Here is a 25,853-nt window from a genome sequence, read left to right on the forward strand (position 1 = left end):
TCAAGCACCGTCCTCGTTGGCCTTGGTGTCGGAGACGGCTGCCATGCCCCGCGCGCGCTCCAGCGCCCGAACGCGCTCGTCCAGACGCCCCAGTCGTCGCACGCGCGCGACCGTCTTGCGCCACTCGCGGACCTCGTCGAGCGGCAAGCCCGAACCGTACACCCCTTTGCGCGTGATCGAACCGGTGACCATCGCGCGACCCAGCAGCACCACGTCGTCGGCGATTTCGATGTGCCCGGCGATGCCGGCCGCCCCGCCGATCATACAGCGCCGACCGATGCGGGTGCTGCCGGCGATACCGGTGCACGCGGCGATCGCGGTGTGCGCGCCGATGCGGCAGTTGTGTCCGATCTGGATCAGGTTGTCCAGGCGCACGCCGTCCTCGATCACCGTGTCCTCGATCGTGCCGCGGTCGATACAGGTGTTGGCGCCGATCTCGACGTCGTCGCCGACACGCACGCTACCGAGCTGCGGCACCTCCTCCCAGCCATCCGGACCACGCGCATTGCCGAAGCCACGCGCGCCGATCACCGCACCCGGCTGCACCTGACACCGCGCGCCGAGCCGCACGCGCGGGCCGACGTAGACGTTGGCCAGCAGGCGGCTGTGTTCGCCGACGCGCGCATCGCGGCCGATCACCACGCCCGGCCCGACGAACACACCCGGCCCGAGCTCGACGCCCGACTCGATCACCGCCTGCGGACCGATCCAGCAGCCTTCGCCGATGCGGGCATCGGCGGCGATCCGCGCGCTGACGTCCCGCCCCGGGGCGAACGCGCGATCCGGATCGAACAGGCGCGCGATCCGCGCATAAGCCAGATAGGGATCGGCGGCGATCAGGCCCGCACTGCGCAGACCCGCAGCGTCGCGCTCGCTGACGATGACCGCGCTGGCGGCGCTCTCGGCGAGCCGAGCGCGCAACTTGGCGTCGCTGAGAAAGGCGATGCCGCCGGCACGACCCGGCAGTAGCGTGCAGACGCCATCGATCACGACGTCGGCATCGCCGACCAGCTTCAGCCCATGGCGCTGGGCGATCTCACCGAGAGTCAATGCCGGCATGGCTTCACCCCACGATCGACGTGATGCGCAGCCGCGCGGTCGGCACGATCCTGTCCACTCACGCCCGAGAGCGACGGCAAGACCTCAGTTGGCCGATTGCAGGCGCGCGAGCACCTCATCGGTGATATCGAGCTCATCGGCCGCGTAGACTGGGTTTTCGATCACCATGGTCACACCCTTTTCCTTGGCCACCGCCTCGATCACGCCTTTGATCTTGGTCATCATCTCGGCGAAGAGCTGACGCTCACGGGTCTGACGCTCTTCTTGGAACTGACGGGTCTTGTACTCGAAGTCGATCTTGCGCGTGTTCAGGTCCTTTTCCTTGCGCGCCCGATCTGCGGAGCTCAGCAACTCGGCTTCGCGTTGGAACGCCTTGATGTCCTCGCCCAGCTTCTTGGCCTCGGCCTCCAGATCGTTGGCGCGCCGCTCAAACTCCTGCTTCATCTTTTCCTGCCCCTGCTTGAACTGCGGCGACTGCTGCAGCAGCTCGTTGGAGCGGATCGAAGCGATCTTCAGCTCCTGCGCCAGTGCCGGCGTGGCGACCCACGCGCAGGCGGCGACGGCGGTGGCAAAGAGTACGGTCTTGAGCATCGTCATGGTCTCTCTCATCGATAGTCCTGAAGTCGGCGGCGCCGGTCAGAAGCCGGCGCCGAAGGTGATCTGGAAGCGATCGGTGCGGTCACCCACTTGCGCGTTCAGCGGGAACGCATAGCTCATTTCCAGCAGGCCAAGGAACGGGGTGAACCAGGAAAACGCCAGTCCCGCTGACTGCCGCAGCTCGTTGAACTCGAAATCGCGCGGCTCGGCGAACACGTTGCCGATGTCGAAGAATCCATACAAACGTGTCGAGCGGCCGTCGCTCTCGATCGGCAGCGGGATGATCAGCTCGGACTGCAGCGTCGTGCGCAGCTTGCCGCCGAACGGATTGCCGAACGGGCTGTCGAGCGGACCGAGCGAACCGTCCCGATAGCCGCGCACCGTGCGCGGACCGCCGGCAAAGAAATTCTCGTAGGGCGGCACGTCGCTGCTGCGACCGTAGCCATCGACGTAACCGACCGCGCTGTTGAACTGCATGACGAAATCGAACGGCAGTGGCAGGAACAGCTGTCCGCGGTAACTGGCGTTGAAATACTCGATGTCACTGCCCGGCACGGCGATGTCGATCGACAGCGCGTGCAGCGCGCCGCGTGTCGCGAAGAAGGTGCGGTTGCGCGAGTCGTAGCTGATGCCGGTGCGCGCCTGGTAAGTCGAAAAGCGCGTGCCGTTGCGCACGACGAACTCGAGCACCTCGTCCGAGGTGGTGCCGGCGAAAGTCTCCAGCGCGACCTCCTCGAAACCGAAACCGGCGCGCAAGGCGACGAATTCCGATAGCGGAATGCCGTAGGTCAGGTTCGCGCCGACGATGTTGGAGTTGAACCCGGACGAAAAGCGGATCACCGACTCGGACTCGCGATAGAACAGCGAGATCGTCTGGCTGATGCCATCCTCGGTGAAGTACGGGTCGGTCCAACCCAGATTGATCGCGCGCGCGATCGTGTTGTTCTCGATCGACGCGTCGATGCGATTGCCGGTGCCGAGAAAGTTGGTGTGCGTGATCTGTCCGGTCACCAGAAAGCCGGCCGCACCCGAGTAACCCACGCCGAATTGCACCGAACCGGGCGGGCGCTCCTTGACGCGGAATACGATGTCGACCAGATCGTCGCTGCCGGCCACCGGCTGCGTTTCGACCTCCGCCTCCTCGATGTACGGCAGGCGCGCCAGACGCACGCGCGAGCGCTCGACCGCCGACTTGGAGAACGGCGCCGCTTCGAGCTGGCGCATTTCGCGACGCAGCGTCTCGTCGTTGGTGCCGACGTTGCCGACGAAGTTGATGCGCCGCACGTAGGCGCGCTTGCCCGGCTGGATGTAATAGTTGATACGGACCTCGCGCTTTTCCTCGTCGATCTCTGGGATCGGATTGACCTCGGCGAAGGCATAGCCGATGTCCGATAGCGCCGCTTCGATGCGGTCGGCGGTATCGGTGGCCTGTTTGCGCGAGAAGATGTCGCCCGCGCGCGTGGTCGTCAGGGCTTCGAGGAAGCTTTCGTTGAGGATGGTCTCGCCGGAGTAACGGCTGTCCTTGACCGTGTAGATCTCGCCTTCGTCGATGTTGACGGTGATGTAGATCGATTCCTTCTCCGGCGTCAGCGCGACCTGCACCGAGCGCACGTTGAACTTCAGGTAGCCGCGGTCCTGGTACCAGGCCTGGAGCTTCTCCAGATCGCCACCGAGCTTCTGCTTGGAGTAGCGGTCCGAGCGCTGGAACGGCATCCAGTTGGTGGCCTTGAGTTCGAACTGTTCGAGCAGCGTCTCGTCGTCGAAGGCGGTGTTGCCAATGATGTTGACGTCGGCGATCTTGGTGACCTTGCCCTCGGTCACGTCGATCTTGAGGCTGACGCGGTTGTTCGGCTCCTCGGTGACCTGAGTGTCGATCTCGACGTCGTAGTAGCCGTTGGCGTAGTACTGGCGGCGCAGCTCCTGCTCGACTTGATCGAGCAGGTCGCGGCGAAACAGCTCGCCCTCGGCCAGACCGAGGTTTTTCAACGATTCGTTGAGCTCATTGCCGCCGACCTTGTCGTTGCCGTCGATCTCGAAGCGCGTGATCGCCGGGCGCTCCTGCACGCGGATCACCAGCACATCGCCGTCGCGCTCGAACTGGATGTCCTGGAACAAGCCGGAGCGATACAGCGCGCGAATCGCCTGCCGCGACGTGGACGGGTTGAGCTCGTCGCCGACGGCGAGCGGCAGATAGGTCAGCACCGTGCCGATTTCCAGGCGCTGGAGCCCCTCTGCACGGATGTCGCGAATCTGGAACGGCTGGAACGCGAACGCCTGCCCTGCCAAAGCCAGGGCGGCGACCGCGCAGGCCATCGCGGTCTTCGGATACTTGAGGGATCTCACCGGGATGCGTGTCTGGTTGTTCGGTCGGTTCTAAAACTTGGCAAGCTCAATTGAACAGACGCACGACATCGTTGTAGAGCGCCAGTCCCATCAGCGCCACGAGCATGGTCAGCCCCACTCGCTGACCGGCCTCCTGCGCACGCTGCGACAGCGGCGAACCCTTGACCGCCTCGACCGCGTAGTACAGCAGATGCCCTCCATCCAGCACCGGCACCGGCAGCAGGTTCAACACGCCGAGGCTGACACTGACGATGGCCATGAAGCTGAGGAAGGACACCAGCCCGATCTGCGCCGAGTACCCGGCAACCTGCGCGATCTGGATCGGACCGCTGACGTTCTTCAGCGACACGTCGCCGGTCACCATCCGCCCCAGCATGCGTAAGGTCAGCCACGACATTCGCCACGTCTGCGCGAGCGCCGCGGGCACCGCGTCGAGCGCGCCGAGCCGGCTCACGGCGCGCAAATCCTGCCACAACTCCGGTGGGTTCGCCACGGAAGCGCCGAAGCGGCCGATCACGCGTCCGTCCTCGGCATGACGCCCCACGATCAACGGCAGGCTCATCACCTCGCCATTGCGACGCAGCTCGATCTGCACCACCTCGCCCGGATGCTCGCGCAGCCAGCTCGCCCACTGCTGCCACGAAGCGATCGGCTCGCCGTCGCGCCGCAGCAGCTCGTCGCCGGGCAGAAAGCCGGCCGCGTGCGCGGCTTCCCCCGGGAACACCTCGGCGAGCACCGGCGGGATCGCCGGCTGGTACGGCGAAAGACCGATGTCGTGGAACAGATGTTCCGGGTCCATGCGCACCGCGTCGAGCGAAAGCGGCGCCTCACGCTGCTCGCCGTGCGCCGTTCGCCAGCGCAGGATCGGGGTCTTGCGCTCGAGCGCGCGGTCGATCAGCGCAGTGCGTAGCTCGGTCCAGGTCGCGACCGGCTCGCCGGAAACCGCGAGCACTTCGTCGCCGCCTTGCAAGCCGAGCGCGGCGGCGACGCTGCCCGCCGGCGGCGTCGCAACGAGCGGGCGCATGCCCGGCGCACCGATCACGAACACCGCCCAGTACAGCACGGCCGCGAGTGCAAAGTTGAACAACGGCCCGGCGGCGACGATGGCCATACGCCGCCAAACGCTGGCGTTGTTGAAGGCCAGGTGACGCTCGGCCGGCGCCACGTCCTGCTCGCGCTCGTCGAGCATCTTCACGTAACCGCCGAGCGGAATGAGCGAGATCGTCCATTCGACGCCTTCGCGATCGCGTCGCATCCACAGCGGCCGGCCGAAACCGATCGAAAAGCGCAGCACTTTGACGCCGCAACGACGCGCGACGAAGTAGTGACCGAACTCGTGAAACGCGACCAACACGCCGATGGCGACCACAAAACCGGCCACCGACCAGATCATCTCAGACATCGATCAGCTCCCGGGCGCGCGCACGCGCCCACGCGTCGACTGCGAGTATCGACGCCAGATCCTCGTCTGCCGTCGCCACCTGATGCACCGCCGCCTGCAGGGTTCTCTCGATCACGGACACGATTCCGGTAAAGGGCAAGGCCCCGTTCAGGAAAGCTTCGACCGCGATCTCGTTGGCCGCGTTCAATACGTTGGGCATCGCACCGCCGGCACGCAGCGCCGCGCGCGCGAGGTTCAGGCACGGGAAGCGCTGCGCATCCGGCGGCTCGAACTGCAGGCTGCCGAGACGGCCGAGATCGAGCCCACGCACGCCCGACTCCCAGCGCTCGGGCCAGGCCAGCGCATGCGCGATCGGCACGCGCATGTCCGACTCGCCGAGCTGCGCCAGCATCGAGCCGTCGTCGTACTCGACCAGCGAATGCACCGTGCTCTGCGGATGGATCACCACGTCGAGCCGCGCGTCCGGCAGCGCATAGAGCACCGAAGCCTCGATCAGCTCCAGGCCCTTGTTCATCATCGTCGCCGAATCGACTGAAATCTTCGCACCCATGACCCAATTGGGATGACGCACCGCCTGCTGCGGCGTGACGCGCGCCAGTTCCGTCAGCGGCGTCTGCCGGAACGGTCCGCCGGAGGCGGTCAGGATCAGCCGGCGCACGCCGGCCGGCGCCTGTCCGCAGCGGCTGCCCGGCGGCAGACACTGGAAGATCGCGTTGTGCTCGGAGTCGATCGGGATCAGCGTCGCACCGCTGCGGCGCGCCTCGGCCAGCAGCAGCGCGCCGGCCATCACCAGCGGTTCCTTGTTGGCGATCAGCACGCGCTTGCCGGCACGCACGGCGGCCAACGTCGGCAAAAGGCCGGCGGCGCCGACGATGCCCGCCATCACCTGATCGACCTGTGCCTGCGCGGCGAGCGCGGCGAGTGCATCGGCACCGGCGTCGACTTGCGTGTCCACACCGGCGGCGCGCAAACGCCGCTCGAGCGCCGCGGCCGCGGCGGCATCGGCGAGCACCGCGTATCGCGGCCGGAACTCGACGCATTGCGCGTACAGGGTCTCGACATCGCGATGTGCGCCTAGGCCGAAGACCTCCAGCCGCTGCGCGTTGCGACGGACCACGTCCAGGGTGTTGCGGCCGATGGTGCCGGTCGCCCCCAGAATCACCAGACGCTGCATCACAGGCCCGTGAGCTGCAAGCCGAGCACCATCAGCGGCGCCGCCGCGAGGATGCTGTCGACGCGGTCGAGCAGACCGCCATGCCCGGGAAGGATGTTGCCGCTGTCCTTGATGCCGCCCAGGCGCTTGAACATCGACTCGACCAGATCGCCGACGATGCTGGCGAGCGCCACCAGCAGCGACAGCGCCAGCAGCCAGCCGAGCTCACTGCCGGCGACGCCAAAGGCGTAGACACCGCCGGTCAGCGCCCATGCGGCACACAACAAAAGGCCGCCGATCGCGCCTTCGACGGTCTTTCCCGGCGAGATCATCGGCGCCAGCTTGCGCCGGCCGAAGTTGCGCCCGGCCAGAAACGCGCCGGTGTCGGCCGCAAACACCAAAAACAGCAGGTACAGCAGCTTGAGCGCGCCGTCCGGCTGGGCGTGCAGCCAGGCTAGGGACAGGATGGTCGAAGCCACCAGCAGCAGGCCGAGCAGCCCCATCAGCGGTGGTGCGATCGGATGGCGCTGCAGATTGCCGGGAAAGCCGCGGAACAGCAGCGGCACCAGCAGCCACCATAGGGCGACCGGCAAAAGTAGCCAGGCGAGCCAGGCATCCCGCAGTGGCGTGAACCATGCCAGCCCCAGGATCACCCCGGTGAGTGCCGCATAGCCACGGCGCGCCCACGGCGCCGGCAAATGCATCAGTCCGCCCCATTCCCAGGCGATCACCGTGCCAGTGAGCGCGAACACGACGAACACCACCGGCGTCGGCGCGAACCAGACCAGCGCCAGCAGCGCCGGCAGCAAGACCATCGCGGTGGCCAGACGCTGAATCAGCATGAACCGCCGTTTCCAGTGTCCAGTGCGCAGTTTCCAGACAACAGCGAAACAGCGACCTTGGCCGCCTTCACCGGAAACCGGAAACCACCGGCTGGAAACTGCTTCATCACGCCGCTTCCGGCACGCGGCCGAAGCGGCGCTGCCGCCCGGCATACCAGCGCAGCGCCTCGGCAAAGGCGTCGTCGTCGAAGTCCGGCCACAGAATCGGCGAGAAATACAACTCGGTGTACGCGAGCTGCCACAGCAGGAAGTTGCTGATCCGGCTCTCCCCCCCGGTGCGGATCAGCAAGTCGGGTGGCGGTGTGCCCTCGGTCGCGAGTGCGGCTTCGAGTCGCTCCGCGGTGATCTCGACACCGCGCTCGGCCAGCCGCCGGGCGGCCTGCACGATGTCCCACTGACCGCCGTACCCGACGGCCACGAGCAAGTGCATCCCGTCGTTGTCACGAGTCAGGTCCTGCGCTCGCTGCATCTCGGCGCGCAGGTCCGGCGCGAAATCGCCGTGCTCGCCGATGAAGCGCACGCGGATGTTGTTCTTGTGCAGCGAATTCATCTCTCGCGACAGCGTGCTGACGAACAACTGCATCAGCAGGCTGACCTCGGTCTGCGGGCGCTTCCAGTTCTCCTGCGAGAACGCGAACAGCGTCAGCACCTCGACGCCGGCGCGCCCGGCGGCGCGCACGATTCTGCGTGCCGCGCGCAGACCGGCACGATGGCCCACGGTGCGCGCGCGGCCGCGCGCCTGCGCCCAGCGGCCGTTGCCGTCCATGATGACGGCGACGTGGCGCGGCACCTCGGGATCGCGCGGGCTCGGAGGCTGCTGGGACATGGACGTACAGCCGCTGCTCACATCGACAGCAGCTCTTTCTCCTTGGCCCCAGCCACCTCGTCGACCTTGGCGACGAACTGATCGGTGAGCTTCTGGATCTCGGCCTCGGCGCGCTTGACGTCGTCGGCGCTGATCTGTTTGGCCTTTTCCAGGTCTTTGATCGCCTGGTTGGCGTCGCGGCGCACGTTGCGGATCGCCACTTTGGCGCTCTCGGCCTCGCTGCGCACCACCTTGGTCAGGTCACGGCGCCGCTCCTCGGTCAGCGGCGGCATGACGATGCGGATCGTGGTGCCGGCGGTGTTCGGCGTCAGTCCAAGGTCAGAGGTCAGGATCGCCTTCTCGATCGCGCCGACCAGGCTCTTCTCCCAGGGCGTGATCGAGATCGTGCGTGCGTCCTCGACCGTGACCGAGGCCGCCTGAGAAATCGGCACTTCCGAACCGTAATACTCGACGCGCACATGGTCTAGCAATGCGGCATTGGCGCGTCCGGTGCGCAGCTTCATCAGCTCGGACTTGAGCGTGTCGACACTCTTTTGCATGCGCTTGGTGGCGTCGTTCTTGATACTGTTCACGTCGCTCATGTCTGGACTCTCGCTGGTTCTCGAAGGCGCGACCACAGATGGCCGCGTCGGTGACAGACTTCAACTACGTACGTGTGTGCCGATGGTCGCATCCCCGCAGACGATCGCCTGCAGCGCCTTCGGCCGCTCCATGTCGTAGACGCACAGGTGCACGCCGTGATCGCGGCACAGCACCATCGCCGTCTGGTCCATCACGCCCAGGCGCCTGGACAAAGCCTCGTCGTACGTGAGTTGCTCGTATTTGCGGGCGTCGGCGTGCTTCTTGGGGTCGGCGGTGTAGATGCCGTCGACCTTGGTCGCCTTGAGCATCAGGTCGGCGTTGATCTCGATCGCGCGCAACGCCGCCGCCGAGTCGGTGGTGAAGAACGGATTGCCGGTACCGGCCGAGAAGATCACGACACGCCCCTTCTCCAGATGCCGCACCGCCTTGCGGCGGATATAGTCCTCGCAGACCTCGTTGATGCGCAGCGCGGACTGTACCCGGACGGGCACCCCGACCCGCTCGATCGCGTCCTGCAGCGCCAGCGCGTTGATCACCGTCGCCAACATACCCATGTGATCGCCGGTGACCCGGTCCATACCGGCGTGCGCCAGACCCTCACCGCGAAAGATGTTGCCGCCGCCGACGACCAGCGCCACCTGCACGCCGGATTCGACCACACCCTTGATCTCGTGCGCGAGAAAGCCCATGACGTCCGGCGAGATGCCGAAGGCGAGCGGCCCCATCAGCGCCTCGCCCGAGAGCTTGAGCAGGATTCTCTGGAATACGGGCTTGCCGCTCATGGGGACTGGATGGTCTTTCGCCGTTTGGGTCTTGGATACGAGCTTGTCATACAAGAAGGCCCCGTGAACCGGGGCCCTCACCTCGTCCGCCGCAATGGTAGCGCGGAACGCGCCTCAAGTCGCGGCCTTGATGCCCGCCTGTGCCATGACCTCGGCGGCGAAGTCGGTTTGCTGCCTTTCGATACCCTCGCCGACGCAAAAGCGCACGAAGCGTGCGACCTTGGCGCCCTTGTCCTTGAGCATCTGCTCGACGGTCTGATCCGGGTTCTTGACGAACGCCTGCCCCATCAGCGTGCTCTCGGCCACGAACTTCTTGACCTTGCCGTCGATCATCTTGGCGAGGATCTCGGCCGGCTTGGGCTTGAAGCCGCCGCCGTACTTCTTCTTGATCGTCGCGTAGTCCTCGTCCCAGCGCTTCTTGTCGTCGGCCGTCAGGGCGTCGTAGACGCCGTTGGCTTTCTCGGCCTCCATTTCCTTGAGCACCGCGGCGAGCTTCTCGGACTCCGCCTTGGCGTCGGCCTGTTCCTGGGCCACGGTCGCCTCGATGATGCGGCGCTCGGCCTCGATCACCTCGGCCGGAACCGACGCCGCATCGAGGTAGCGCGGGCTCATCGCGGCGATGTGCATGGCCACGTCCTTGCCCGTGACCTCGTCCCCCGCCTCCATCGACACGATCACGCCGATCTTGTCGCCCGGGTGCATATAGGTCACCAGCGGACCGCCGGCCTTGGCCACGATCTCGAAGCGGCGGATCGTCATGTTCTCGCCGATCTTGCCAACCATCGCGCGACGGGTCTGGTCGAGCGTCTCGCTGCCGTCCTCGATCTGCACCAGCGCCTCGACCGTGGCCGGCCTGTGCTTGAGGGCGAGTTCGGCCGCGCGCTTGGCGAGGTTGCGGAATTCCTCGCCCTTGGCGACGAAGTCGGTTTCGCAGTTGAGTTCGACGACGGCGACGGCCGTGGCGTCCGCGGCAAACGCGAGCACGCCCTCGGCCGCGGTGCGGCTGGCCTTCTTGTCCGCCTTGGCCGCGCCGTCCATGCGCAGCTTCTCGACCGCGGCGTCGATGTCGCCACCGGTGGCTTCGAGCGCCTTCTTACAATCGCCCATGCCGGCCCCGGTGCGGTCCCGCAGCTCCTTGACCAGTGCGGCAGTGATCTGCGCCATCGTCTCAACCCTCCGCCGGTTCGCCACGCCGCGTGCGCGAGCCGCGGCCTTCACCACCGGGCTTGCGCGGCGCGCTGCGCGGCTTGCGCGGTGCCGGGCGTTCCTCGGTGACTTCGACGAACTCTTCGACACGACCCGTGGTGTTGCTGCCGCGCCCTTCGATGATGGCGTCGGCCATACATTGCGCGTAGACCTTGATCGCGCGGGTGGCATCATCGTTGCCCGGAATCACGTAATCGACCAACTCGGGATCGTTGTTGGTATCGACCACGGCGATCACGGGGATGCCCAGCTTGCGCGCCTCGGCCACCGCGTTCTTCTCATAGCCGGTGTCGATGACGAACAGGCAGTCCGGCAGACTCGGCATGTCCTTGATGCCGCCGAGGGATCGACGCAGCTTGTCGAGTTCCCGCTGAAAATTGAGCTGCTCCTTCTTGGTGAGGCGGTTGATCGAGCCGTCCTCGACCTGCTTTTCCATCTCGATCAGTCGCTTGATCGAGCCTTTGACGGTCTTGAAGTTGGTCAGCGTGCCGCCCAGCCAGCGCTGGTTGACGTAGGGCATGCCGCAGCGCTTGGCCTCTTCCTCGATCGCGTCACGGGCTGCGCGCTTGGTGCCGACGAAGAGCACGCGCCCGCCGCTGGCGGCGACCTTGCCGGCGAACGCACAGGCGTCCTTGAGCATCGGCAGAGTCTGCTCGAGGTTGATGATGTGGATGCGATTGCGGTCGCCGAAGATGAATTCGCGCATCTTCGGGTTCCAGTAGCGGGTGCGGTGTCCGAAATGGACACCCGCTTCCAGCAACTGGCGCATGGTGACGTTCGCCATGGTGATGAAGCTCCTTGGGTTGAGGGCAGACCGCGTCCGAGTCGAGTTCACCCAGGTAAGGACGCGGATGGATTTTCAAGGGCCTGCGGCGCGGCCGCATTGCCTTTGAAGGGCGCGCTTTATACCATAGCGCCCCCTCGCAAACAACGTTGGCAAACAATGCTTTTCGCTGCTTCGGCAGAAACGACGTGATCACGATCAAGACGGCCGAAGAACAGCAGAAGATGCGCGAGGCTGGCGCAGCGGCGGCACGGGTGCTGATGATGATCGCGCCGCACGTGCGCGCCGGGATCACCACGGAGGAACTCGACCGCATCTGCCACGACTACATCGTGCGCGAACTGGGTTGCATTCCCGCGCCGTTGAACTACGGCGCCACCCCGACCCGGCCCGCCTTCCCCAAATCGATCTGCACCTCGGTGAACCACGTGGTCTGCCACGGCATTCCTGGTCCCAAGGTACTGAAGAAAGGGGATGTCGTGAACATCGACGTCACTGTCATCAAGGACGGCTTCCACGGCGATACCAGCCGCATGTTCTATGTGGGCGAGCCGAGCATCCTCGCGCGGCGGTTGTGCGAGACTGCGCGCGAGGCGATGATCGAGGGCATCCGCAAGGTGGCGCCCGGCGTACGCCTCGGCGACATCGGCCATGCGATCCAGCGGTATGCGGAACAGCGCGGTTTCTCGATCGTGCGCGAATACTGTGGCCACGGCATCGGCCGCGTATTCCACGAGGACCCACAGATCCTGCACTACGGCCGCCCTGGCACGGGTCTTGAATTGCAACCCGGCATGACCTTCACGATCGAACCCATGGTCAACGCCGGAGCGCCTCACGTGAAACTGCTCCCCGACGGCTGGACCGTCGTGACCAAGGACCACTCGCTGTCCGCGCAGTGGGAGCACACCGTGCTCGTCACCGAAACCGGATACGAAGTGCTGACACTGCGCGACGGCGAGATGTGATGGGCGCCGAAATCGACCTCGCCGAGGAAGAAGCGGCGACCATCTTCAGCGCGCCGCGCATCCGTTCGCGGCTGGCCAAGGGCGGTTACTCGATCGCCGCGTTCCGCGAGACCCTGAACTGGGGCCGTGAACGCTTGTACGCCCTGTTTCACGACGGGGTCCCGGCGGATTCGCTGGTGCACGCACGCGCCCACCTGGTCGACGAAGTATTGCGCGCCGCCTGGCAGAAGTTCTTGCCGGAGATCACCGGGGGACTCGCGCTGGTCGCGGTCGGCGGTTACGGCCGCGGCGAACTGCTGCCGCACTCGGACATCGACATCCTGCTGTTGCACCGCGGCGATGCGCTGGAACAGCATCGAAAAGCGCTCGAACACTTGACCGCCTTCGGCTGGGACATCGGCCTTGAGATCGGTCAGAGCGCGCGCACCGTCGAGGACTGCGTCGCCGAGGCGGCCAAGGACATCACCGTCATCACCAACCTGCTCGAAGCGCGCCTTTTGACCGGAGACGGCGACCTGTTCCGGCAGATGCAGCAGGCGCTCACCCCCGACAAGCTATGGCCGGTCACGGCCTTCTTCGAGGCCAAGAAAGCCGAGCAGGCGGCGCGCTACCGCAAGTTCGACGACACCGGCTACAAGCTCGAACCCAACGTCAAGGAAAGTCCGGGCGGCCTGCGCGACATCCATACCATCGCCTGGGTCGCCAAGCGCCATTTCAATGCCCAGACCTTGTCGGAGCTGCGCGAGCGCGGCTTTCTGACCAAGCAGGAATGCGACGAGTTGTTCGCCGGCCAGGACTTTCTCTGGCGCGTGCGCTTCGCGCTGCACATGATCAGCGGCCGCCGCGAGGACCGTCTGCTGTTCGACAGCCAGCTCAAGATCGCGCAGCTTTTCGGCTACGTGGACACCGACGCCAACAAGGCCGTCGAGCAGTTCATGCAGCTCTATTACCGCACGATCAAGACCTTGTCGTGCCTGAACGACATGCTGTTACAGCTGTTCGAGGAGGCGATCGTGCACGCCGACCGGGCCGCCGCCGAGCCCGAGGCGATCAACGCGCGCTTCCAGATCCGAAACGGTTACCTGGAGACCCGCGACGACGAGGTGTTCCGGCGCACGCCCTGGGCGCTGCTCGAAGTTTTCCTCCTGCTGCAACAACACCCGCGCATCGAGGGCATACGCGCACAGACATTGCGCATGATCCTACGCGACGGACGTCTGCTCACCGACGAAGTGCGCAACTCGGTCAAGGCACGCGCGCTGTTCATGGCGATGTTCCGCGAGGGCCGCGGGCTGACCCGCAGCCTACGGCGCATGAACCGTTACGGCGTGCTCGGCCGCTACGTGCCGGAGTTCGGTCGCATCGTCGGCCTGATGCAGTACGACCTGTTCCATACGCTCACGGTCGACGAGCACATCCTGTACGTGCTGCGCAACGCGCGTCGCTTCGCGATGCAGCGCTTTCGTCACGAGCTGCCGTACTGCAGCGAGGTGATGGAACGTCTCGCCAAGCCGGAGCTGCTCTACCTGGCGGCGTTCTGGCACGACATGGCCAAAGGCCGCGGTGGGGATCACTCACAGATCGGGGCCGAGGAAGCGCAGGCCTTTTGTCTGGCGCACGGTCTGTCGCATGCGGACGCCAGCCTGGTCGCCTGGCTCGTGGAGCACCATCTGCTGATGTCGCTGACGGCGCAGAAGCAGGACCTGAGCGATGCGCGCGTGATCGCCGAGTTCGCGCGCAAGGTCGGCGACCGCACCCGCCTCGACTACCTCTTTCTGCTGACCTGTGCCGACATCCGCGGCACCAATCCGGCGCTGTGGAACTCCTGGCGTGAATCCTTGCTCAAGGACTTGTACCGCCAGAGCGCGCGCTTGCTCGAAGGCAGTATCGACCAGGGCTCTCTGGAGCGCGAACGCGCCGAACAGGCGCGTGCGCAGGCACTGGCCTTGCTCGCCGATCAGACCATCTCCGCCGATGTCGCCGAGGCGGTCTGGAAGCGCTTCGACCGCGACTACTTTCTGCGCCACACGCCGGCGGAACTGGTCTGGCAGTTGCCGGCGATCGCCCGTGTGCAGGAAGCCGAGCTGCCGCTGGTGATGGTGGACACCATCGACGATCGCGGCACCACCGTCTTCGTCTACACGCGCGATCGCGACCATCTCTTCGGCCTGACCACCGGGGTTCTGGCGCGCCTGGGCCTGAACATTCTCGACGCACGCCTGCACACGACCGACGACGGTTTCGTGCTCGACTCCTACGTGGTCATCGAAAACGACAATGCGCCGATCACGTCGACCATGCGCAAGGAAGAGATCCGCGCGGCGCTGCGCAAGGTGCTCAGCGATCCGGAGGTCTCGACCATCGACGTCAACCGTCGCATGCCGCAGCGGCTCAAGCATTTCGACACGCCGACGCAGGTCTATTTCAGCCAAGACCCGGCGCGCCGGCGCACCGTGCTGGAGCTGGTCACCGCAGACCAGCCCGGCCTGCTGTCGCTCATCGGCCGTGTGTTCCAGCGGCGCGGCATCCTGCTCAACGCTGCCAAGGTCGCCACCATCGGCGAGCGTGCCGAGGACGTGTTCTACATCACCGATCGCATGCACCGACCGATCACCGACGAAAAAGTCCTCGACGAACTGCGCGAAGTGCTGATCCGCACCCTGGACCGCCGCGAGGCGGCCTGATCGGCATCGGCCCGCGAATAGACTGTGACCCGTCGCGAACGTATGCAGATCGGTTCCCCCGGCATCGACTGACATTCGTTTGCGCACTTGCGGAGATCCTGGACCGTGCAAGAACTGAAGATCCGAATCGAAACCGCGTGGGATGCACGCGAGCATCTCGACCACGGCGATGCCGCGCTGCGCGAAGCGGTCGAAACCGCCATCGGCCTGCTCGACAGCGGCCAGGCGCGCGTCGCCGAACCGACGCCCGGCGGCTGGCAGGTCAACGAATGGCTGAAGAAGGCGGTGCTGCTGTACTTTCGCCTGCACGACAACGCCAGGATCGAGTTGGGTGGCCTCATCGGCTACGACAAGGTGCCGCTCAAGTTCGCTGGCTGGACCGACGCCGAGTTCAAGGCGCAGGGCGCGCGCGTGGTACCGCCGGCGGCGGTGCGCAAAGGCGCGTACATCGCCCCGGGCGCGATCCTGATGCCGTCCTACGTCAACATCGGTGCGTATGTCGGCAGCGGCACCATGGTCGATACCTGGGCCACGGTCGGCTCCTGCGCACAGATCGGCGCCAACTGCCATCTATCCGGCGGCGTCGGCATCGGTGGCGTTCTCGAACCCTTGCAGGCCAGCCCGACGATCATCGAAGACGACTGCTTCATCGGCGCGCGCTCGGAAATCGTCGAGGGCGTGGTCGTCGAGAAGGGCGCGGTCATCTCGATGGGTGTGTTCATCGGCCAGTCGACACCGATCTACGACCGCGAGGCGGACCGGGTGCTCTACGGTCGCGTGCCGGCCGGCAGCGTCGTCGTCGCCGGATCGCTGCCCAAGAACGAGCGCTACAACCTCAATTGCGCGGTCATCGTCAAGCGCGTCGACGCGCAGACGCGCAAAAAGGTCGGCATCAATGCCTTGCTGCGCGACTCGTGAGACGTCGGACGTGAGATCTGAGACGGACTGCGCCGTTCTCGACCTGACCCGCGCGCTGATCGCGCGACGCTCGCTGACACCGGACGATGCCGGCTGCTGCGCGCTGATCGCCGATCGGCTGCGCGCGCTCGGCTTTGCCATCGAGTACATCGACGCCGGCGGCGTCACCAATCTGTGGGCCACGCTCGGCAACGGCGGCCCGCTGCTGGTTCTCGCCGGGCACACCGACGTGGTACCGACCGGGCCGCGCGAGCTGTGGACTTGCGATCCCTTCGAGCCGACGATCCGCGACGGCGTGCTCTACGGGCGTGGTGCCGCCGACATGAAATCCGGACTCGCGGCGATGGTCTGTGCGACCGAGCGTCTGCTCGCGCGGCGTCGCCTCACGGGCACCCTCGCCTATCTGATCACCAGCGACGAGGAAGGCGCGGCACGCTACGGCACCCGCCATGCGGTCGCGGTGCTGCAATCGCGCGGCATCCGGCCGGACTACGCCATCGTCGGCGAGGCAACGGCGTCGCAGCGGCTCGGCGATCGCATCATCGTCGGCCGGCGCGGTTCGCTCGGCTGCAACCTGCGAGTGCTCGGCAAGCAGGGGCACGTCGCCTACCCAGAGAAAGCCGACAACCCACTGCACCGACTCGCGCCGGCGCTCGCCGAGCTGGTCGCGACGCGCTGGGACGAGGGCAACGCCCATTTCCCGCCCACCTCGTTCCAGATCTCGAACCTCCATGCCGGCACCGGCGCCAACAACGTGATTCCCGGTCAGGCGGACCTGGTTTTCAACTTTCGCTATTGCACCGAGTCCACCGCGGACGGCCTCAAGGCGCGCGTCAGCGACATCCTCGACCGCCACGGCCTGCGCGTCGAGGCCGACTGGTGGCACAGCGGCGAGCCCTATCTGACGGCCCCCGGTGCGCTGATCGAGGCCGCACGAGCGGCCGTGCGCGACGTCACCGGCCTAGACCCGCAACTGTTCACCGGCGGTGGCACCTCGGACGGCCGCTTCATCGCGCCATGGGGTGCGCAGGTGGTCGAGATCGGTCCGGTCAACGACAGCATCCACAAGATCGACGAGCACGTAAACGTCGCCGACCTGCCGCGGCTGTCGGCCATCTACGAAGGCATCATCGACCGCTTGCTGTGATCAACGTCACCGACTTTGCGCCGACACGGCCGATCCGCCACGCGCAGATCCAGTCGGTGCTGGCGACCAAGAGCCCGCGGCGACGCAAGTGGTTGCGCCGCGGCAATCGCATGGAAGCACTCGCCACCCACCACGTGCTCGACGCCGGCGACGGCGTACGCCTGACCGGCTGGCTGTCGCACCAAGCGTCCTGCGAACCCCGCGGCCTGGTCGTACTGATCCACGGCTGGGAGGGCTGCCACGACTCGACCTATCTGTACTCGATGGCCTGCGCGCTGTTCGCTGCCGGCTACGAGGTGTTCCGCCTCAATCTGCGCGACCACGGCGGCACCCACCACCTCAACCGCGAGGTGTTCCACTCGGCGCGGATCAAGGAGGTGCTCGGCGCGATCCGGGCCGTGCAAGCGCTGACGCCGACGCAACCCTTGTTCGTCGTCGGCTTTTCGCTCGGCGGCAATTTCGCGCTGCGCGTCGGCCTCTACGGCCCTGCGGTCGGCCTGCGGCCGCGGCTGAGCATCGGCATCTGTCCGGCGATCAATCCACGCGCGACCATCGAGGCCATCGACGGCGGCTCGGCGATGTTTCGCTGGTACTTCATGCGCAAGTGGCGCGCGACGGTGATGGCGAAGGCGGCGGCCTGGCCCGAGTATGCGGCGGCGGCCGACGCCTACCTGCGCATGCGCCGGCTGCTCGATATCACCGCACGCTTCGCCGAGGAGCAGACCGAATATGGCGCATTGGAGCCTTACCTCGCCGCCTACACGCTCAGCGCCGAGCAGATTCTCGAGGCGGCATCACCGCTGGCGATCATCACCGCCGCCGACGATCCGGTGATCCCGCTCGCCGACTTCCGCGGACTGGCCGTACGCGGTGCGCTCGAGGCCTTCGACGTCACCGCGCACGGCGGTCACTGCGGCTTCATCGAGAACCTCGGTCTCGACAGTTGGGCGGAGCGCCGCGTACTCACGCTGCTGGAACGCACGAACGACTGACGCGCAAACGAAAACCGCCCGCGGCCGGTGCTGCGAGCGGTCGTCGATCCGAGTCGGACTCAGGCCGCCTTTTCGAGCGCGGGCTCCCAGCGCCCGAGCGCGGCCAGGCCGTTCATCTTCGCGCGATGCAGGTGCGCCTTGCGGCCGGCATCGGCATTGCCGCCACCCCAGGCCTTGAGCGCCGCCGCCTGCAGGGCGCGGCCATAGGAGAACGTCAGCTTCCAGGGATGTGGCCCGAGCTTGTTCATGATGTCCAGATGCGCGGTTGCATCCTCGTCGGACTGGCCGCCCGACAAAAAGGCAATGCCCGGCACCGCCGCCGGCACACGGCGCTTGAGCACGCGCAGCGTCGCCCGTGCCACCGTCTCGCGGTCGGCCTGCTGCGGGCACTTCTTGCCGGAAATCACCATGTTGGGCTTGAGCACCATGCCTTCGAGCAGCACGCGCTGGCCATGCAGCTCGTGGAACACCGCCTCGAGCGTGCGATCGGTGACGGACGCGCAAACCTCGATGGTGTTGTCCGCATCCATCAGCACCTCGGGCTCGACGATGGGCACGATGTCCGCCTCCTGGCACAGCGCCGCATAGCGCGCGAGGGCGTGCGCATTGGCGTGGATGCAGTAGTCGCTCGGAATGCCGTCGCCGATGGTGATCACCGCGCGCCACTTCGCGAAGCGCGCGCCCGCCTCCTTATACTTGACGAGGCGCTCGCGCAAACCGTCGAGTCCCTCGGTGACCAGCTCGTCCGCCGCGCCGGCCAGCGGCTTGGCACCCTTGTCGACCTTGATACCCGGAATCACCCCTTTGGATGCGAGCAGCTTGGGGAACGGCGTGCCGTCCAGCGCCGACTGGAACAGGGTTTCCTCGAACAGGATCACGCCGCTGGTGTACTGCTCGAAGCCGGGTGTCGTGAACAGCATGTCGCGATACGCACGGCGATTCGGTTCGGTGTTCTCGACGCCGATGCTCTTGAATCGTTTTTCGATCGTACCGGTGCTCTCGTCGGCGGCGAGAATGCCGCGGCCCTCGGCCACCATCGCCCGGGCGGTTTCGTTCAAGATCTGCTCGTTCATGGACTCGTCTGCTCCGCGTCTGTCGTTTTCCCCGGGCGCCGCCCGGCAAAGCGCCGCGATTTTACCGACAACGGCGGCATCCGGTCAGCCGAGTATGCGCTGCGCGGCCCGCGGCTCTTCGCATCGCGGCAGTTCCCGATCTGCCGCATGCGCGCGTGGCGATGAACGACTTTGGCATACAATCGCGCCATCCTGCGCCAGCCGCTGCGCGGGCTCGCGCGAGCGCATGTTCCGGACACGTCGCTGCACCGGTGGGTTGGCCGAGTGGTTGAAGGCACTAGTCTTGAAAACTAGCAAGGGGGCAACCCCTTCCAGGGTTCGAATCCCTGACCCACCGCCACATCCGCCTCGGGGCTGATCGGGCTGGCCTGCACGCTGACGCGCCGTATCATGCCGTTCCAGCATCGTCGAGCGATCCGCTGCCGTGTGGCTTTCCGATACCGCCGTCAAACGTCCGGTCCTTGCGACCGTGATCAATCTGCTGCTCGTGGTCTTCGGCGTCTTTGGCCTGACCAACACCTCGGTGCGCGAGTATCCGGACATCGACCCACCGATCGTCTCGGTACGCACCGACTACGCCGGCGCATCGGCGGCCATCGTCGAGAGCCAGATCACGCAACGCATCGAGGATGCGATTTCCGGCATTGAGGGCGTGCGCTCGATCTCGTCGTCGTCGAGCGACGGCCGCTCGCAGATCACGATCGAATTCGGCCTGGAACGCGACATCGAGGCTGCCGCCAACGACGTGCGTGACCGCGTCTCGCGCGTGCTCGCCGAATTGCCCGATCAGGCCGACCCGCCACAGGTGGCCAAGGCCGACGGTGACGCCAGCCCGATCCTGTGGATGGTGCTGTCCAGCGACCGCCTGGACACAATGGCGCTGACCGATTACGCGCAACGCTATCTGGTCGACCGTTTCACCGCGGTGTCCGGCGTCTCCGAGGTGCGTATCGGCGGCGATCGTCGCTACGCGATGCGCGTCTGGCTCGATCCGGCCCAACTTGCCGCGCGCGGCCTGACCGTGGAGGACGTGGAAGCGGCGCTGCGGCGGCAGAACGTCGAACGGCCCGCCGGACGCATCGAATCGACGGACCGCGAGTTCAGCCTGCGCACGCCGCGCGCGTTCGCGACCGCGGACGACTTCGCCGCGCTGATCATCGGCCGCGGCGAGGATGCCTACCCCATCCGGCTCGGCGACGTGGCGCGCATCGAGCTCGGCCCGGAGAACCCGCGCGGCAGCTTCAAGGCCAACGGCGTGACCAACGTCGGACTCGGGGTGATCAAGACTTCGAACGCGAACACGCTGCAGGTCGCGGCCGACACGCGCGCGATCATGGCCCAGCTCCAGGATGGACTGCCCGAGGGCATGAGCCTGCAGCTCAACTATGACTCCTCGGATTTCATCTCGGCGTCGCTGCGCGAAGTCTCGACGACGCTGCTCATCGCCGCGCTCAGCGTCATCGTGGTGCTGTACCTGTTCCTCGGCAGCGCGGCGGCGACGCTGGTGCCGGCCGTCACGGTGCCGATCTCGCTCATCGCCTCGTTTTTGTTCCTGTATCTCTTCGGCTTCTCGATCAACATCCTGACACTGCTCGCCCTGGTGCTCGCGATCGGCCTGGTGGTCGACGATGCGATCGTCATGGTCGAAAACATCCACCGCCGCATCGAGCTGGGCGAGCCGCCACTGCTCGCGGCCTTTCGCGGCGCGCGCGAGGTCGGCTTCGCAATCGTCGCGACCACGGTGGTGCTGTGCGCGGTGTTCGTGCCGATCGGCTTTCTGCAGGGCAACGTCGGCCGGCTGTTCCGCGAGTTCGCGCTGGCGCTGGCGAGCGCGGTCGTCTGCTCGTCGATCGTCGCGCTCACCCTCTCGCCAGTGCTGTCCGCGCTGCTGCTGCGCAAGATGGACAGTCGCCAGACGCTGCTGCAGCGGCTCGACCGCGGCTTCGAGTGGCTGTCGGCCGTCTATCAGCGCTCGCTGCGCCGCTCGTTGCGGCTACCCGCACTACCGGTCGTGCTGCTGCTCGCGCTCAGTGCCGGCGTCGCCGGTCTTTTGGCGCTGATTCCTCGGGAGTTCACACCCAGCGAGGATCGCGGCGGCTTCTTCATCCGCGTCAACGCGCCCGAGGGCGCGAGCCTGAGCTACACGCAGTCCTACGTCGATCGCATCGAGGCCAGCCTGCTGGAGCGCCTCGGCGACGGCGAGATCGCCCGCGTGCTCGCTCGGATCCCGGACTTCGGCGCCGGCGACGAAGTCAACACCGCGCGTTTCATCGTGTCGCTGACCGACTGGAACGAGCGCCAGCGCAGCGCCGAACGGATCGCCGCCGACTTCGAGCCGATGCTGGACGAGCTCGCCGGCGTGAACGCGGTGATCTTCCAGCGCACCGGCTTTGGTGTCGGCGGCCAGGGCCAGCCGGTGCAGATCGCGATCGGCGGCGGCAGCTATGAGGAACTGGCAGCGTGGCGCGACCGCGTCGTCGCGCGGGTACGGCGCGAGAATCCGCGACTGTTGCGACTCGACTCCGACTTCAAGCGGACCAAGCCGCAGGTCGAGACGCGGATCGATCTCCAGCGCGCCGGCGACCTGGGCGTTTCCGTCGACGCCATCGCGGCGGCGCTCGAAACCTTCATGGGCGGGCGCCGGGTGACGCGCTTCGAGCGTGACGGCGAGGAGTACGACGTGATCCTGCAATCACCCGAGGACGGCCGTCGCTCGCCGCAGGCACTGGAACAGATTCACGTGCGCGCCGGCAGCGACGGCTCGCTGGTGCCAGTCACCAGCCTGCTGCGGGTCGAAGAGAACGCGGACGCCACCTCGTACAACCGCCTCGACCGCATGCGCGCGATCACGCTGACGGCGAACCTTGCGCCCGGTTACACGCTCGGCGAGGCCTTGCGCTATCTGGAGAACGTGATTCGCGAAGAGCTCCCCGAAACCGTGCAGATCGGCTATCGCGGAGATTCGCGCGAGTTTCGCGATGCCAGCGCGTCGGTGGCGTTCACCTTCGGCATGGCGCTGTTGATCGTGTTCCTCGCCCTGTCCGCGCAGTTCGAGAGCTTCGTGCATCCGCTGGTGATCATGACCACGGTACCGCTGGCGATCTTCGGCGCGCTGGCCGCGCTCTGGGGCCTGGGCATGACGATGAACATCTATTCGCAGATCGGCATCGTCATGCTCATCGGCCTGGCGGCGAAGAACGGCATCCTCATCGTCGAGTTCGCCAACCAGTTGCGCGATGCCGGCCGCAACTTCGACGAGGCCTTGGTCGAGGCCGGCCGCATCCGCCTGCGTCCGATCCTGATGACCTCGCTGTCCACCCTTGCCGGCGCCGTCCCGCTGATCCTCGCCGCCGGCGCCGGTGCCGAGGCGCGGCAAATCCTCGGTGTCGTGATCTTCTTCGGGGTCGCGTTCTCGACGGTGCTGACGCTGTACATCGTGCCGACCTTCTACGGCCTGTGGTGTCGGCGCACCGGCTCACCTGAGCGCCACGCCGCCGAACTGGCGGCGCAGGCGCGCGCCAGCGGCGATGGCGTCGTCTGAAAACCGGCTCAGGCCGGCGGCGGACCGGCTTCGAGTAGCTTGTACTTGCGCAGCATGCCGCGAAACTGGTGGTAGCTCAGACCGAGCAGCTCGGCCGCGCGCTTTTGGTTGTAGCGTCCGTCCGCGAGCGCCTGTTTGAGCAAGCGCATCTCGAAGGCGGCGACCTCGGCCTGCAGATCCAGCGGTAATTGCGGCGCCGCCGGTGCCTTTGCCGTGGCGGGCGCCGCGGCCTGGGCTGGGGGTTCTGCGTTTGCGGCGGGGATCACCGGGGCACGCGGACGATACGGCGAGGCGAACGGATCGAACTCGATGCGCTCGACGACCTGGCGCGCGTGGTCAAGCCGATATACCGCGCGCTCGACCACGTTGCGCAGCTCGCGCACGTTGCCCGGCCAGTCGTAGGCCAGCAGCGCGCGCTGGGCCGCCGGCGCAAAGCCAGCGAAGTACTCGCGCCCGAGTTCCACCGCCATGTTCTCGGCGAACTTCTGCGCAAGCAGCAGGATGTCCTCGCGGCGTTCGCGCAGCGGCGGCACGGTGATCACGTCGAAGGACAGGCGGTCGAGCAGGTCTTCGCGAAACTTCCCGCTGCGCGCCAGCGCCGGCAGGTCGACGTTGGCGGCGCCGACCAGGCGCACGTCGACCTTGATCGTCTCGCTCGAACCCACGCGCTCGAACTCGCCGTACTCGACCACGCGCAGCAGCTTCTCCTGCAGGCGCACCGACATCGACGCCAGCTCATCGAGAAACAGGGTGCCGCCATGGGCGAGCTCGAAGCGCCCGGTGCGTGCGCGCGCCGCACCGGTGTAGGCGCCGGCGACGTGACCGAACAGCTCCGATTCGAGCAGTTCCTCGTTGAGCGCGGCGCAATTGAACTTAACGTAGGGGCGCGCCCAGCGCTCGGACAGGTAATGCAGACGCGCGCCGATCAGCTCCTTGCCCGAGCCGCGCTCGCCGATGATCAGCACCGGTTTGGACAGCGGCGCGACGCGCGACACGCGCTCGAGCACGGCGAGGAAGTTGTCGGCCTGGCCGATGATGGGATCGGGGCTGGCGCGGTAATCCATTGCCAGATTCTGCTAGATGGTGGCGAAGTTCGCCACTCGTTGACCGCCAAGGCCGTTTCTCGCTTCGCCGCCGAGCCGATCTCGAAGGCGTTTTTAATTATGAATCAATGATTTAATCGACACATCCGGAGTTGGCACAGGCTTGGCGTCATCGAGGCCACCCACGCACCACGCCGCGGAGCGCCACCGCCATGAACATCCGTCACCGTCATATCCTGCCTGCCCTTGCCCTCGCCGGCCTGCTGCTGGGCCAAAGCGGCGGCGCCAGCGCCGATGAACCGGCACCGCGCCCGGCCACCGGCGTCGGGTCGGCCATCGCCGCCCAGGGCAACGCTGCGCTGCAGCAGATCCGCAACGAACTGCGCGAGCACATCCGACAACAGATCCGGCAACGGTTCAAGCCAGACTCACGGAACCTGGTCGACGCGTCGGCTGCGGATCCGAGCGGGCGCGCCGCCTGAGCACGAACCGCGACGCAAGTTTTGGAGCTTCACCGAGGACAACCCCATGGGCATCTTTTCGCGACTCACCGACGTCATCAACTCCAACATCCACGCCATGCTCGACAAGGCCGAGGATCCGGAGAAGATGGTCCGGCTGATCATCCAGGAGATGGAGGACACGCTGGTCGAAGTACGGTCCACCGCCGTGCGTTCGCTGGCGCGCAAGAAGGAACTGCAACGGCAGATCACGCAACTGGATGCCGACATCCAGGACTGGGAACGCAAGGCCGAGCTGGCCATGAGCAAGGACCGCGAGGATCTCGCGCGCGGCGCGCTGACCGCCCGCCAGCGCCTCGTCGACCACAGGGCGGCCGTCGAAAAAGAGCTGAGTCACGTCCACGACGAGATCGTCAAGCTCGACGACGACACGGCCAAGCTCAAGGCCAAGCTCGCCGATGCGCGCCAGCGTCAGAAGTCGATCATGCTGCGCCAGCAGTCGGTGTCATCGCGGCTGAAGGTCAAGACGAGAATCAACGACAGCAAGATGGCGGACGCGATGGCGCGCATGGAGCAGTACGAGGGCAAGATCGACCGCATGGAGGCGGAACTGGAAGCCTACGAGCTCGGCACCCGCTCGCTCGCCGATGAGTTCGCGCAACTGGAATCCGACGACAAGGTCGAGGCCGAACTGGCAAAATTGCGCTCGAAGTTTGGCAAGGGCGATGCGCCGTCCGCCGACGATTCCGCCAAGCGCTGATTCCGCCGTCGCTGCGCCGCTGAGCATGGGAGCCGGTAATCGATATGGCCGAACTCATTCCACTGGTCGCGATCATCTGCATCTTCGTGATCCTGCCGGGGATGGCGATGTACTTTGCCGACCGTAGGCGACGTTGGCAGGCGGACGACGCCGCGCGCGCCGGGACCAGTACGGCCGAACTGTTGGCGCTGGCCGAGAAGATGGAACGGCGCATCGATGCGCTCGAACAGATCCTCGATGCCGAATCGCCCGGCTGGAGGAAGAAATACCATGAGCATTCGTGACCGCGCCCGCGAGGCCGGCTTCTTCGATCGCCTGCGCCGCCACCCGAAACGCGGCTGGGTCGCCGGCGTCTGCGCCGGGCTTGCCGAGTTCTTCGACTGGAACGTCAAGCTGATCCGGCTGGTGTTCGTCGCCGCCTTCATCATCAGCGGCTTCTTCCCGGTCGGCGTGATCTATCTGGCGCTCTGGTATCTGATGGACGAGGACGCGCCCCCGCCACATCGCGGCGATGTCGGCGGCCACGCGGCATCGACGCCGGGGCAGGCCGCGCCGACACCGGCGGAGCTGCGTCTGCGCTTGCGCCGCCTGGAGGAGCGCCTGCGCAACATGGAAGCCTGCGTCACCAGCGACGAGTTCGAGCTGCGCCGCGAACTGAAAAAGCTCGAAGGCTGAGCGGACGCAGAGGCA

23 protein-coding genes and 1 tRNA gene are annotated in these 25,853 nt (G+C 66.4%); 11 read left to right on the plus strand and 13 right to left on the minus strand.

Annotated features, from left to right (window positions below):
* From lpxD to rpsB, 11 genes are all read right to left on the minus strand, one after another.
* Entirely contained in the window at nucleotides 1-1,059 is a 1,059-nt protein-coding gene (gene lpxD, locus ABSH63_RS09530; protein WP_352889306.1) for a UDP-3-O-(3-hydroxymyristoyl)glucosamine N-acyltransferase, read from the minus strand.
* An 84-nt stretch (nucleotides 1,060-1,143) separates the two neighbouring features.
* Nucleotides 1,144-1,668, minus strand: coding sequence for an OmpH/Skp family outer membrane protein (locus ABSH63_RS09535; RefSeq protein ID WP_352889308.1), 525 nt, complete (start codon nucleotides 1,666-1,668; stop codon nucleotides 1,144-1,146).
* Between the two features lie 27 nt (nucleotides 1,669-1,695).
* Nucleotides 1,696-3,999, minus strand: coding sequence for an outer membrane protein assembly factor BamA (bamA, locus tag ABSH63_RS09540; protein WP_352889310.1), 2,304 nt, complete (start codon nucleotides 3,997-3,999; stop codon nucleotides 1,696-1,698).
* A 46-nt stretch (nucleotides 4,000-4,045) separates the two neighbouring features.
* Complete coding sequence (rseP, locus tag ABSH63_RS09545; protein WP_352889312.1) at nucleotides 4,046-5,401, minus strand: RIP metalloprotease RseP; 1,356 nt, start codon at nucleotides 5,399-5,401, stop codon at nucleotides 4,046-4,048.
* Entirely contained in the window at nucleotides 5,394-6,575 is a 1,182-nt protein-coding gene (ispC, locus tag ABSH63_RS09550; RefSeq protein ID WP_352889314.1) for a 1-deoxy-D-xylulose-5-phosphate reductoisomerase, read from the minus strand. Before ispC ends, rseP begins: the two co-directional genes overlap by 8 nt.
* On the minus strand, nucleotides 6,575-7,396 hold the full coding sequence (locus tag ABSH63_RS09555) for a phosphatidate cytidylyltransferase (protein WP_352889316.1): 822 nt from the start codon (nucleotides 7,394-7,396) through the stop codon (nucleotides 6,575-6,577). The genes ispC and ABSH63_RS09555 overlap by 1 nt, the downstream gene beginning before the upstream one ends.
* Nucleotides 7,397-7,502: 106 nt before the next feature.
* Nucleotides 7,503-8,222, minus strand: a complete 720-nt coding sequence (gene uppS, locus ABSH63_RS09560) for a polyprenyl diphosphate synthase (protein ID WP_352889318.1) — start codon at nucleotides 8,220-8,222, stop codon at nucleotides 7,503-7,505.
* Nucleotides 8,223-8,239: 17 nt separating this feature from the next.
* Nucleotides 8,240-8,803: a ribosome recycling factor gene (frr, locus tag ABSH63_RS09565; RefSeq protein WP_352889320.1), complete on the minus strand. Its 564-nt coding sequence runs from the start codon at nucleotides 8,801-8,803 to the stop codon at nucleotides 8,240-8,242.
* Nucleotides 8,804-8,863: 60 nt separating this feature from the next.
* Nucleotides 8,864-9,586 (minus strand): UMP kinase, encoded by a 723-nt coding sequence (pyrH, locus tag ABSH63_RS09570; RefSeq protein WP_352889322.1) that lies wholly within the window; start codon nucleotides 9,584-9,586, stop codon nucleotides 8,864-8,866.
* 114 nt (nucleotides 9,587-9,700) lie between these two features.
* A complete protein-coding gene (gene tsf / locus ABSH63_RS09575; RefSeq protein ID WP_352889324.1) occupies nucleotides 9,701-10,750 on the minus strand; it encodes a translation elongation factor Ts in 1,050 nt (349 codons plus the stop codon).
* A gap of 4 nt (nucleotides 10,751-10,754) precedes the next feature.
* Nucleotides 10,755-11,576 (minus strand): 30S ribosomal protein S2, encoded by an 822-nt coding sequence (gene rpsB, locus ABSH63_RS09580; protein WP_352889326.1) that lies wholly within the window; start codon nucleotides 11,574-11,576, stop codon nucleotides 10,755-10,757.
* Between the two features lie 188 nt (nucleotides 11,577-11,764).
* On the opposite strand from rpsB, the gene map reads away from it, so the two are divergent.
* The 5 genes from map (at nucleotide 11,765) to ABSH63_RS09605 (ending at nucleotide 18,285) form a co-directional block, all read left to right on the plus strand.
* Nucleotides 11,765-12,544, plus strand: a complete 780-nt coding sequence (gene map / locus ABSH63_RS09585; RefSeq protein WP_352889328.1) for a type I methionyl aminopeptidase — start codon at nucleotides 11,765-11,767, stop codon at nucleotides 12,542-12,544.
* Nucleotides 12,544-15,228 carry a [protein-PII] uridylyltransferase gene (gene glnD / locus ABSH63_RS09590; RefSeq protein WP_352889330.1) on the plus strand — a complete coding sequence of 895 codons (2,685 nt, stop codon included), beginning with the start codon at nucleotides 12,544-12,546 and terminating at the stop codon, nucleotides 15,226-15,228. The genes map and glnD overlap by 1 nt, the downstream gene beginning before the upstream one ends.
* A gap of 105 nt (nucleotides 15,229-15,333) precedes the next feature.
* Nucleotides 15,334-16,146, plus strand: a complete 813-nt coding sequence (gene dapD / locus ABSH63_RS09595) for a 2,3,4,5-tetrahydropyridine-2,6-dicarboxylate N-succinyltransferase (RefSeq protein WP_352889332.1) — start codon at nucleotides 15,334-15,336, stop codon at nucleotides 16,144-16,146.
* Nucleotides 16,124-17,293, plus strand: a complete 1,170-nt coding sequence (gene dapE, locus ABSH63_RS09600; protein ID WP_352889334.1) for a succinyl-diaminopimelate desuccinylase — start codon at nucleotides 16,124-16,126, stop codon at nucleotides 17,291-17,293. Before dapD ends, dapE begins: the two co-directional genes overlap by 23 nt.
* A complete protein-coding gene (locus tag ABSH63_RS09605) occupies nucleotides 17,290-18,285 on the plus strand; it encodes a YheT family hydrolase (RefSeq protein WP_352889336.1) in 996 nt (331 codons plus the stop codon). The genes dapE and ABSH63_RS09605 overlap by 4 nt, the downstream gene beginning before the upstream one ends.
* Before the next feature lie 59 nt (nucleotides 18,286-18,344).
* On the opposite strand, the gene ABSH63_RS09610 is transcribed toward ABSH63_RS09605, so the two are convergent.
* Nucleotides 18,345-19,358 carry a class I fructose-bisphosphate aldolase gene (locus ABSH63_RS09610; RefSeq protein WP_352889338.1) on the minus strand — a complete coding sequence of 338 codons (1,014 nt, stop codon included), beginning with the start codon at nucleotides 19,356-19,358 and terminating at the stop codon, nucleotides 18,345-18,347.
* A gap of 250 nt (nucleotides 19,359-19,608) precedes the next feature.
* Between ABSH63_RS09610 and ABSH63_RS09615 the strand changes: the two genes are divergently transcribed.
* Both ABSH63_RS09615 and ABSH63_RS09620 read left to right on the plus strand, forming a co-directional pair.
* Nucleotides 19,609-19,698: transfer RNA gene (locus ABSH63_RS09615), tRNA-Ser, on the plus strand.
* Nucleotides 19,699-19,782: 84 nt separating this feature from the next.
* Complete coding sequence (locus tag ABSH63_RS09620; protein WP_352889340.1) at nucleotides 19,783-22,899, plus strand: efflux RND transporter permease subunit; 3,117 nt, start codon at nucleotides 19,783-19,785, stop codon at nucleotides 22,897-22,899.
* A gap of 8 nt (nucleotides 22,900-22,907) precedes the next feature.
* Here the strand turns inward: ABSH63_RS09620 and pspF are convergent, their stop codons facing one another.
* Complete coding sequence (pspF, locus tag ABSH63_RS09625; protein ID WP_352889342.1) at nucleotides 22,908-23,963, minus strand: phage shock protein operon transcriptional activator; 1,056 nt, start codon at nucleotides 23,961-23,963, stop codon at nucleotides 22,908-22,910.
* A gap of 191 nt (nucleotides 23,964-24,154) precedes the next feature.
* Here pspF and ABSH63_RS09630 point away from each other — a divergent pair, with 191 nt between their 5' ends.
* From ABSH63_RS09630 to ABSH63_RS09645, 4 genes are read left to right on the plus strand one after another with little or no spacing between them, the layout of a single operon-like run.
* Entirely contained in the window at nucleotides 24,155-24,424 is a 270-nt protein-coding gene (locus ABSH63_RS09630) for a hypothetical protein (protein ID WP_352889344.1), read from the plus strand.
* Nucleotides 24,425-24,470: 46 nt separating this feature from the next.
* The gene (gene pspA / locus ABSH63_RS09635; protein WP_352889346.1) at nucleotides 24,471-25,163 is read left to right on the plus strand and encodes a phage shock protein PspA; all 693 of its coding nucleotides are present in this window, start codon (nucleotides 24,471-24,473) and stop codon (nucleotides 25,161-25,163) included.
* A gap of 44 nt (nucleotides 25,164-25,207) precedes the next feature.
* Complete coding sequence (pspB, locus tag ABSH63_RS09640) at nucleotides 25,208-25,447, plus strand: envelope stress response membrane protein PspB (protein WP_352889348.1); 240 nt, start codon at nucleotides 25,208-25,210, stop codon at nucleotides 25,445-25,447.
* The gene (locus ABSH63_RS09645) at nucleotides 25,434-25,838 is read left to right on the plus strand and encodes a PspC domain-containing protein (protein WP_352889350.1); all 405 of its coding nucleotides are present in this window, start codon (nucleotides 25,434-25,436) and stop codon (nucleotides 25,836-25,838) included. The genes pspB and ABSH63_RS09645 overlap by 14 nt, the downstream gene beginning before the upstream one ends.
* Nucleotides 25,839-25,853 lie beyond the last annotated feature (15 nt).

It is taken from the genome of Sinimarinibacterium thermocellulolyticum (assembly GCF_040327995.1).
Taxonomy (GTDB): domain Bacteria; phylum Pseudomonadota; class Gammaproteobacteria; order Nevskiales; family Nevskiaceae; genus Solimonas; species Solimonas thermocellulolyticum.